This is a genomic window from Actinomadura roseirufa (genome assembly GCF_900659635.1).
GTDB classification, from domain to species: Bacteria; Actinomycetota; Actinomycetes; order Streptosporangiales; family Streptosporangiaceae; genus Spirillospora; species Spirillospora roseirufa.
Window position 1 is genome coordinate 1 of sequence record NZ_CAACVB010000266.1, and the last position, 9565, is coordinate 9565.

Annotated in this window: 11 protein-coding genes; 4 read left to right on the top strand and 7 right to left on the bottom strand. The window is 72.9% G+C overall.

The window, feature by feature from the left end:
• The coding region (locus E1291_RS34290) for a Rieske (2Fe-2S) protein (protein WP_131742228.1) at positions 1 to 461 on the top strand (461 nt) is incomplete at its 5' end.
• 98 nt (positions 462 to 559) lie between these two features.
• Here E1291_RS34290 and E1291_RS34295 read toward each other — a convergent pair.
• Positions 560 to 1129: a snapalysin family zinc-dependent metalloprotease gene (locus E1291_RS34295; protein ID WP_165495424.1), complete on the bottom strand. Its 570-nt coding sequence runs from the start codon at positions 1127 to 1129 to the stop codon at positions 560 to 562.
• 135 nt (positions 1130 to 1264) lie between these two features.
• Here E1291_RS34295 and E1291_RS34300 point away from each other — a divergent pair, with 135 nt between their 5' ends.
• Positions 1265 to 2254, top strand: a complete 990-nt coding sequence (locus E1291_RS34300) for a LysR family transcriptional regulator (protein ID WP_131742230.1) — start codon at positions 1265 to 1267, stop codon at positions 2252 to 2254.
• 46 nt (positions 2255 to 2300) lie between these two features.
• On the opposite strand, the gene E1291_RS34305 is transcribed toward E1291_RS34300, so the two are convergent.
• A complete protein-coding gene (locus E1291_RS34305; protein ID WP_131742231.1) occupies positions 2301 to 3233 on the bottom strand; it encodes a LysR family transcriptional regulator in 933 nt (310 codons plus the stop codon).
• Between the two features lie 219 nt (positions 3234 to 3452).
• On the opposite strand from E1291_RS34305, the gene E1291_RS34310 reads away from it, so the two are divergent.
• Positions 3453 to 4343, top strand: coding sequence for a glycoside hydrolase family 19 protein (locus E1291_RS34310; RefSeq protein WP_207401090.1), 891 nt, complete (start codon positions 3453 to 3455; stop codon positions 4341 to 4343).
• Positions 4344 to 4396: 53 nt separating this feature from the next.
• On the opposite strand, the gene E1291_RS34315 is transcribed toward E1291_RS34310, so the two are convergent.
• The 5 genes from E1291_RS34315 to E1291_RS34335 form a co-directional block, all read right to left on the bottom strand.
• Positions 4397 to 5152 (bottom strand): hypothetical protein, encoded by a 756-nt coding sequence (locus tag E1291_RS34315; RefSeq protein ID WP_131742232.1) that lies wholly within the window; start codon positions 5150 to 5152, stop codon positions 4397 to 4399.
• Between the two features lie 40 nt (positions 5153 to 5192).
• Positions 5193 to 5567, bottom strand: a complete 375-nt coding sequence (locus E1291_RS34320; RefSeq protein WP_131742233.1) for a glyoxalase superfamily protein — start codon at positions 5565 to 5567, stop codon at positions 5193 to 5195.
• A gap of 292 nt (positions 5568 to 5859) precedes the next feature.
• Positions 5860 to 6231 (bottom strand): peptidase inhibitor family I36 protein, encoded by a 372-nt coding sequence (locus E1291_RS34325; protein ID WP_131742234.1) that lies wholly within the window; start codon positions 6229 to 6231, stop codon positions 5860 to 5862.
• 149 nt (positions 6232 to 6380) lie between these two features.
• Entirely contained in the window at positions 6381 to 6575 is a 195-nt protein-coding gene (locus E1291_RS34330; RefSeq protein ID WP_165495425.1) for a peptidase inhibitor family I36 protein, read from the bottom strand.
• Positions 6576 to 6939: 364 nt separating this feature from the next.
• A complete protein-coding gene (locus tag E1291_RS34335; RefSeq protein WP_131742236.1) occupies positions 6940 to 8115 on the bottom strand; it encodes an iron-containing alcohol dehydrogenase in 1176 nt (391 codons plus the stop codon).
• A 637-nt stretch (positions 8116 to 8752) separates the two neighbouring features.
• Between E1291_RS34335 and E1291_RS34340 the strand changes: the two genes are divergently transcribed.
• Positions 8753 to 9565: 1-phosphofructokinase family hexose kinase (locus E1291_RS34340; protein WP_131742237.1), on the top strand; the 813-nt coding region annotated here is incomplete at its 3' end.

Here is a 9565-nt window from a genome sequence, read left to right on the forward strand (position 1 = left end):
CCCCGGGCGTGCCGGTCCGCCGGCGCCTGCTCGTCGGCGGCGCCGTCGCGGCCGGGGCCGCCGGGGCCGCCGCCGGCGTGACGGCCGAACGGACGACTCACGACGACCCGCCCGCGGCGGGCGGCGGCACCCTGACGCCCGACCTCGGCACGTGGCACCCGGTGGTCAACGCCGCCGACGTGCGTGAGGGCGCCGTCCACGGCTTCACCGCCGACGGCGTCGACGGTTTCGTGACCCGCGAGGGCGGGCGGCTGCGCGCCCTGTCCGGTGTGTGCACCCACCAGGGCTGCCGCCTGACCGCGCAGGCGGAGGCGCGGCTGCGCTGCCCCTGCCACGGCGCCCTGTTCGGCCTGGACGGCGCCGTCCTGTACCACCGGCTCAAGGCGCCGATCCCCGCGCTGCCGCGCCTGGCCGTACGCCAGGTGGACGGGGTCGTCGAGGTCTACCTCCCGAGGGGGTGAACGGCGCGTCCGTCGGTACGGGTTGGGGCCGGACGCGCCGCGGGGCCGGACCGGGACACCGCGTCCCGGTCCGGCCCCGTCCGGCGGGGGGCGGTGGTCTACCGGCTCACCAGCGCGGGCGCGCGGAGGGTCCGGTTCTCGTCGGCGGGGCGCGGCGCGGGCCGGGCCTGGGGCCGGGGGCGGCCCCAGAAGCGGTCGACGGCGGCGCGCTCGTCGGCGTTGGGATAGGGGTTCTCGCACCGTCCGCCGGCCATCACCTTGTCGCAGTTGCCGATGTCCTGCGGATGGTTGAGGCCGAGGATGTGGCCGAACTCGTGGACGATCACGCGCAGGGTGCCCGCGCCGGACTGCTTGATCTGGTTGCGGTAGAGGGTGATCTGCCCGCGCGTGCAGCCGACGCAGCTGGACATCCCGGGGGCCGGCCCGCTCTGGGCGGTGCTCACCGAGACGCCGGCGGTCCCCTTGACCAGCCGGACGTTCGTGACGCGCGTGTTCCACACCTCGGCCGCCTGGTCGACCAGTGAGGTGAGCTCGGCGGCCCTGCTCGCGTCGTAGGAGATGGTCTGCACCGCCGCCCGCCGGGGGGCGGCCTGGGCGCCGGGGGCGCCGGCCAGCACGAGCGCGGCAAGGGCGGCGAGCACCGCGGTGACGCATCTGGATGGGGACAACTCCGGCTCCTTTCTCGTTGCCGATAATTGCCGGTTGATCCCCCCGAAATGTCGATGTTCTCGGACGCCGACCTGATGGAGAGTAGCCGTACGAAGCCGCGCGGTGGACATCATGAATCCGTATAACATTCTTTGATGGCCGCTTTCCTGCGGCGGCCGCGGGCGCATACTCGGCCCATGGAGCTGGAGGTGCGCCACCTGCGGGCCCTTGAGGCGATCCGCGCCGAGGGCAGCCTCACCCGGGCCGCGGCGAGGCTGGGCGCCTCGCAGCCCGCGCTGACGGCCCAGCTGCGCAGGATCGAGGGCGCGGTGGGCGGCGCGCTGTTCGAGCGCACCGCGCGCGGGATGGCGCCGACCCCGCTGGGCGAGGCGGTCCTGGGGCACACGCGGACCGTCCTCGCGGGCCTGGACGACTTGGCGCGGGCGATGCGCGCGCTGCGCGACCGGCCGCAGCTGCGCGTCGGCGTCCTGCCCACCGTGCTCGCGGCCCTGCTCGGCGAGGCGGCGTCGACCGCGGCGCCGGAGCGGCCGGTGGACCTGACCGTGGTCGAGAGCCGCGCCGAGGCGGTCAACGCGCTGGTCGCCGACGAGCTCGATCTGGTGTCGCACGTGGACTACCCCGGCCGGGAGTGCTTCGTCCCCGACGGCGTCGAGCTCGTCGAGGTCGGCCACGAGCCGGTCTTCGTGATGGTCCCGCCCGAGGTCGGGCACCAGGGCGTCGTCGATCTGGCGCGGCTGGTGGAGTTCGTCTGGCTGATGGACCGGTTCGACGGCGGGGAGTTCGCGGGGCACGTCCGGGACGTGTGCGCGGCCGCCGGGGTGCGGACGCCCCTGATCCGCACCCCCGACCTGCTCCGCGCGGCGCAGACCGTGCGGCGCGGCGATCCCGTGGTGACGCTGGTGCAGGCGCTGGCGGGCCCCGGCGGCATGGCGGGGGCGGCGGCCGAGATCCGCGGTTCGCCGCTGCGGATCCGGCACGTGCTGCTGTCGTCCTCCCGCGCCCGGACGCAGGCCGGGCGGGTCGCCGCCGAGCTGGTCCGGGCCTACCGGCGGGCGGCGCGGGAGCGGTGCCGCGTACCGGGCTGGTTCGACCGCCACGACGGCTGGCTGGGCTCGGCCTCATGAGTATGGGACGAGCCGGGGGCGCGCTCGGAGCCGTCCATGGAACGCCTTACTTGGAGGGCGTCGTCCGCCAGTCCGGGTGCCTGCGGAGCCACTCACGGTAGAGGGGAGTCCGCTCGACGAGCCCGTGCTGCGCGGCCACCAGCCGGTCGCGCAACCGGCTCACCTCGGCCGGGCGCAACGGGCCGTCCGCCCGCCAGAACAGGCTCGTCCGCACCGTGAGCGGCGTGCCCGCGAGCATCAGGAACACGATGCCCGCCCGCGGCCTGGCGCCGGGCATGACGGGCAGCACCACCCGGCCCATCGCGACCAGCCCGAACGCCGCGCCGTGGTCGACCGTGCGCACGCGCGCCCGCAGGCCCGCCCTGGTGAGCGCGTCCAGCAGGTAGGCCCGGCGCCGGTCCCTGATGGGCGTCACGGCCCAGGTGAGGCCCGTGAGGTCGGCGAGGTCCACCTCGCACCGGGCGCCGAGCGGGCCGTCCTCGGCGACCGCCACGAACATCGGCTCGTCCGCGACCGGGGTGCGCCGCACGCCGGGCAGCTCGGGGTGCTCGTGGCCGGGGAAGTCCGTCGCGAGGACGGCGTGCGCGCGGCCGGCGGCGACGAGCTCCACGGGGACGGCCGACTCGGGTGCCGCGTGCACGTCCACCGCCCTCCCCAGGGCCTCGGGCGCGAGGACGACCAGGTGGGGCTGGAGCGTGCCGGGCGTGCAGCTCAGCTGGAGCGCCGAACCGGCGGCCTTCAGCTGGGCCAGCGAGTCGAGTACCCCCCGCGCGTGCGCGGCGACCAGCTCGCCGAGCGGCGTGGGCGAGGCGCCGTGCGCCCCGCGCCGGAACAGGGCGCCGCCCGCGGCCCGCTCGGCGCGGCGCAGGGTCTCCGACACCGCGGGCTGGGTGATGCCCAGCTGGGCCGCCGCCTCGGTGAGCGTGCCCGCGTCCACCAGAGCGAGGACGACCCGGAGGTGGCGGAACTCCAGTTCCATGGGCAGAGCCTAGGACGTGTCTCCCTGTGGCCTCGATTAGGCAGGTATTGCCATGCGGGTGCCTATTCGATCGACGGTTCTGACAATTCTTTCGGTGGTCCGGCCGCCGGCCTGCGGTGGTCGGACCGGGCCCGCGCGAATGTCTTGCCCGACGCTGAAGGCGGGGTTACCGTGGCATTTCCATTAGGAAAGTTTCCTATAAATACAGGAGGTGATCAGGTGCGACGCATCCTGACGCCGCTCGCCGCCGCCGCGCTCGCGACGGGAGCGCTCCCGGTCGTGACGGCGCCGCCGGCCGCCGCCGCGGACTGCGCGGCCGCGTGGAGCGCCTCCGCCGTCTACACCGGCGGCGCCGTCGTGTCCTACGGCGGGCACAACTGGTCGGCGAAATGGTGGACGCAGAACCAGACCCCCGGCGGTGATGACGTGTGGGCGGACAAGGGAGCCTGCGGCGGCGGGGGCCCCGGCCCCGGCGACCCTCCGAGCAGCGGTGACTTCGTGGTCAGCGAGGCGCAGTTCGGCCAGATGTTCCCGAGCCGGAACTCCTTCTACACCTACGGCGGCCTGACCGCGGCCATGGCGGCCTTCCCGGCGTTCGCCAAGACCGGCAGCGACACGATCAAGAAGCAGGAGGCCGCCGCCTTCCTCGCCAACGTCAACCACGAGACCGGCGGGCTGGTGTACATCGTCGAGCAGAACACCAGCAACTACCCGCACTACTGCGACACCAGCCAGCCGTACGGCTGCCCCGCCGGGCGCGCGGCCTACTACGGGCGCGGTCCCATCCAGCTCAGCTGGAACTTCAACTACAAGGCGGCCGGTGACGCCCTCGGCATCGACCTGCTGAACAACCCGTACCTGGTGGAGCGGGACGCCGCGGTCTCGTGGAAGACAGCCCTCTGGTACTGGATGACCCAGAACGGCCCGGGAACCATGACCCCGCACAACGCGATGGTCAACAGCCGCGGGTTCGGAGAGACGATCCGCAGCATCAACGGGAGCCTGGAGTGCAACGGCGGCAACCCGTCCCAGGTGCAGAGCCGGGTGAACGCCTACAAGAGGTTCACGCAGCTCCTCGGCGTCCCCGCCGGTGACAACCTGAGCTGCTGACCGATGGCCCCGTCCGGCCGCTCGGCCTCGCCACGGTGCGGCGGGCGGGGGCCTCAGCTCTTGGACGGACGGCCCGCGACCAGGTCGCCCAGGGTGGTGCCGAGGCGCTCCAGCGGCTGCCGGTAGCGGCGTTCGCGGATCTGGGCGCGCCGCTCCTTGCGCGACCCCGGGGCATAGCGGCGGCGGGCCCACAGCGAGTTCGGGCGGGCGAGCCTGATCGCCCCGACCAGGGCCAGCACGCCGATGAACAGCCCGATCAGGCCCGTCCAGATCTTCCCCTTGAGCAGGGCGATGACGGACAGGCCCAGGTCGAACAGGAGGACCGCGGCGACGTTCCACAGATCGCCGCTGGAGTTGTCGCCGCCCTGGAAGAGGTCGTCCACGCCCAGGGGCCGCAGCCCGAGGAGCAACAGCCCGCACAGCGCGACCGTGATGAAGACGACCTCGACCGACAGCCTGCCCTGCTCGCTCCAGTAGACGTCCTTCAGGTGGAGGACCAGCGCGAACTCGTCCAGGACCAGGGCCATGCCGATCCCGAAGAGGGCGGCGGACGCCGCCGCCCAGCCGGACGAGTCCTCGGTGATGGCCAGGCCGCCCACCCCGCCCACGCACATGAAGACCAGGCCGAACACCACGTGATGGACGTGCTGCCCGCCCGGCGCGACGTTGCCCGGCCACCAACGCGCCTGGCGGCGGATCATCCGCACGCTGAAGCGGATGAACGCGAACGCGGCGATGAACGCCACGAAGAAGCAGAACAACCTGAGCCGGCCGGTGTCGGAGATCTCTCGCGTGAACCACTGCGCCATGCCCGATACCCCCTCGGGGCGGATCCGTGAAGCGGACGGCTCAGGCGGGGGCCTGGATCTCCTGGACGTTCCATCCGTTGCCGTCCGGGTCCTTGAAGTAGACGAAGCGGCCCCAGGGGAACTCCTCCACTTCGCTGACCTCGACCCCGCGGCCGGCCAGCTCGGCGCGCGCGGCGTCGGCGTCCGCCACGACCAGTTGCAACCCGTGGACCGAGCCCGGCGTCATGTCGGCCCCGAGGCCGGTGCCGATGCTGATCGAGCACGCCGATCCGGGCGGTGTCAGCTGGACGAAGCGGATCTCGTCGTTGACCTGATGGTCATGGTCGGCGTTGAAACCGACCTTCTCGGTATAGAACGCCTTCGCGCGGTCGACGTCCGAGACGGGCACCTGCACCAGTTCGAGCTTGAAGTCCATAACGCGTGCTCCCTGTCCTGGGGTCCCCTGACCCGGTCTCACTCTTGGCGGCCCCCACTCTTCGTACCACCGTCAACGCAAGACGATGGTGTCCGCTTCGGAAACGGGGATTCATGCGACGGCGTGCTCGGCCGGCTCATCTCCGGCTTCTGAGGGCGCGCACGCCGAAGGGGGCACAGGGTGTGGTGCCCCTGTGCCCCCTGGGGGGCGCCCGTACTGGACGCCCTGGGGTGGGCCCGATCTCGGACGGTGGCCGACCGTCCACCGTTACGTCAGCCGGGCCCAGGCCGGGTCAGCAGTCTCGCCAGGAGGAGATCTTGTCGTTGGCCGCCGGTCCGACGTTGGAGAGCCAGCTGCCCGCGGGCACGATCGCCAGGGTGGCCCCGCGGAAGTCCGCGTGCTCGTAGAAGCAGACCTGGGAGCCCGTGCGGTTCCACAGCGAGCTGGTCAGGTCGTTCATGAAGCTGCCGACGTTCGCGCGGTCGGTGCCGGGGTTGAAGAGGTAGCGGCCCTCGTAGTTGATGTCGCCCCAGACGCAGACGTAGCCGTTGGGGCAGTCGTTCGGGTTCTTCGGTGGGCTCGCCTGGGCGATGCCGGCGGTGGACATGGTCACCGCCGCGCAGGCCGTCGCCACGACGCCGGCGAGCAGGGCCTTCTTCATCATTGGGTACCGCCTTTCCAATTCCACAACAATGTCAAAATTCGTTCGGCTTCCGGCAGAGCTTGATCCTGAAGCTCGGCGGAGGGGTCAATTCCTGAGGGGGAAGGGGGCGCAGGAGGACCCTGTTCCTGCGCCCCCGAGTAAATGGGCCATCAGCACGCGCGCCAGGAGGAGATCTTGTCGTTGGCGGTCGCGCCCACGTTGCCGCGCCAGTCACCCGCGTTGACGATCGCCAGCAGCGAACCGCCGTAGTTCGTGTGCTCATAGAAGCAGACGCGCGAACCGGTCCGGTTCCAGAGAGAACTGGTCAGGTCGTTCCCGGCGAACAGGGCGATCTTCCTGCGCATAGCGTTCTTCCCTTCTTCTCGCGGCATCCGTGCCCCCGTGGCCGGATGAATGAGCCGCACCTTCAATCCTTGACTTAAACGGTAAAGAAACCTGCCGCAGAAAGTCAAGGCTCGGAGTTCGAGTTTTTTCGGGAATGAATTCGGGTGTGGCGCACACAACTGTGGCCACCGGGTGGCATTGGTAATCCGCAGCCGACTGCCTTGGCGCGTTGAATTCGGGCGATGCGAATCGCCCCTGGTGGACGGGCGGGTGGACGGGCTGGTCGATGGGCGGGTCGTCAGGCGGCGGTGCTTTCGCCCGCCGCGGTGGTGGTCCGTGGGTTCGGCCCCGGAATCGACGGGGCCTCCGGGGCGGTCTCCGGCATCAGAGCCGCACCCTTCCCGCGGACGTCCACGCCAGGTCGTAGACGGCGTGGAGGTCGGTCTCGGTGAGCGTCGCCGGCGCGTTGCGCAGGACGGGCCGGTGGGAGGCCGCCTGCTCGGCCAGGGAGGACAGCCGGTTGCGCGGCACCCCGTGCGCGGCCAGGGACCGCCGGATGCCGAGTCCCTCGATCAGCCTCTCCACCGAGCCCGCGAGCCCCGCCGGCTCGGCGGGGCCGCCGGGCGCGGCCCACAGGTCCAGCAGGTCGAGGCAGCGGTCCGGCGCGGCGGGGGTGAGCGCGCGCAGCGCGGAACCGGCGACCAGGGCGCCCGCGCGGCCGTGCGGGATGCCGAACTCGCTCGTCAGCGGATAGCCGAGGGCGTGGATCGGCCCGGTGTCGGTCTCGGCCATCGCCACTCCCGCGGCCAGGCAGCCGGTGACGAGCTCGTTCATCCAGGTGCCGGCGTCCGGCCGCGCGCCCAGCGCCCGTGGGGCCGCCCGCGTGATCGAGGCGACCGCCGCGCGGGCGAAGATGTCGCTGTAGGGCGTCGCGGCGCGCGCGAGGTAGGACTCGACCGCGTGGATCAGCGCGTCGGCGACGGTGTCGACGAGCACCTCGCGCGGCGCCGTGCCGAAGACGCGCGGATCGGCCACGACCGCCCGCGGCGCGAGCGGGGGACCGCTCACGGTGTACCGGTGCCCGCCCGCGCCGGTGATCACGGCGTGCCGGGAGACCTCCGCCCCGCCGCACAGCGCCGTCGGCACCGCGATCACCGGGGGACCGGCCCGGTGCAGCCGGCCCGGCCCCTCGTGGTCGCGGAGCCGGCCACCGGCCGCCACCAGGCCCGACACCGCCTTGGCCACGTCGACGCAGCTGCCGCCGCCCACGGCGACCAGGCCGTCGTGCTCGTCCGCGAGCATCCGGTCGCGGCAGCGATGCACGACCTCCTCGGGGGGACCGGGCCGGACGTGGTCCCAGACCGCCGCGTTCGTGCCGGCCCGGCGCAGCGAGAACGCGACGGGGTCGGCCCAGCCCGCGGCGCGGACGCCGGGGTCGGTCACCACCAGCGCGTTCCGCATGCCGAGGTCGGCGGCCACCTGGCCCACGTCGGTGAGCGCTCCGTTCCGCACGAGCAGGCGCGGCACGCCATGGGCCGCCCAGCCCGCCGTCAGTCTCATCTGGTGTCTCCGTCCACTTCCAGCACGGGCGTCCGCCGGCCGGCGGTCGTGCCCGGGGCGTCGTGAGGCGTTTCGCCTGCCGCTGCCATCGGCCCTTTCCTTTCGCTCGCACGGTGGAGCGGGGGTGTCCGGCCCGACGGAGGGGGGTGATCGGGCATGCCGGCCGGGGGCCGGCGGTGAGCCGGGTCGTGCGGATCGGTGTGGATCCGCGGCCCGGGGCGGGTTTCGCGTGGGACTTGATGTTGTTTTATCTGTGTTTACTCGGGTTCGTGTGTGGAGTCAAGCCCGGGACGTGGAACTTCGGGACGTCGCCCGGACCGCGGGATGTCCGAATCTGTGGAAAACCACATGTGATCCCACGCGCCTCGCGCGGTGCGGTACCCCCGGCGTGGCCTGGGTTCTCCTCGTTCACCCGTGCGTTCGCGAGCGCGAGAACTGCGCTGGAGGGCGTGTGGATATGGGAACGATCCACGCGCCTGGATCCCGAATCCGGGTTGAGTTTCCGGTCAATCGGGTGTAGGCAAAGGAGAATCAATGTAAGTCGGATATGAACCAACATGACATCAGGGCGGCGGGTGGGGTGTGTGCGCGGGGACGTGACCGGGACCGGTTCGGACGATCGCGGTCCGGCCGGCGCATGATCGTCACACTGACCCTCAACCCGAGCCTCGACCGCACGATCGAGGTGGCGGCGCTGACGCGCGGCGCCGTGATCCGCACCCGTCCCGCGCGGCTCGGTCCCGGCGGCAAGGGGGTGAACGTCTCCCGCGTGCTGCTCGTGGCGCGCGTGCCCTCGGTCGCCGTGCTCGCGCTCGGGGGACCGGACGGCGCCCGGCTCCGGCGGCTGCTGGAGGCCGAGGACCTGGTCGTCCGGGTCGTGCCGGTCGCCGGGCGGACGAGGTCGAACGTGACCATCGTCGAGCCCGGCGGCGTCGTGACCAAGCTGAACGAGCCGGGCTCCCGGCTGACGCGCGCCGAACTGGACGCGGTCGCCGGGGCCGTGCTCGCCGAGGCGGCGCGCGCGAGCTGGGTGGTCGCGTGCGGAAGCCTCCCCCCGGGCGTGCCGGAGACCTTCTACGGCGACCTGTGCGCGGACCTCGCGCCGACCCCGGTCCGCGTCGCCGTGGACACCAGCGGCCCGGCGCTGCCCGCGGCGGCCGGCGCCGGCGCCGACCTCATCAAACCGAACCGCGAGGAGCTCGTCGCGGCCGTCGGCCGTCCGGTGGACCGGCTGTCCGACGTGATCGGCGCGGCCGCGGAGCTGCGCGCGCTCGGCGCCAAGGCGGTGCTGGTCAGCCTCGGCGCCGAGGGCGCGGTGCTGGTGGACGACGACGGGATCGTGACCGGCACGGCCCCGGTCGACCGCCCGCGGTGCACCGTCGGGGCGGGCGACGCCCTGCTCGCCGGGTTCCTCGCCGCCGGGGCCCGCGGCCCGGACGCGCTCGCCGCG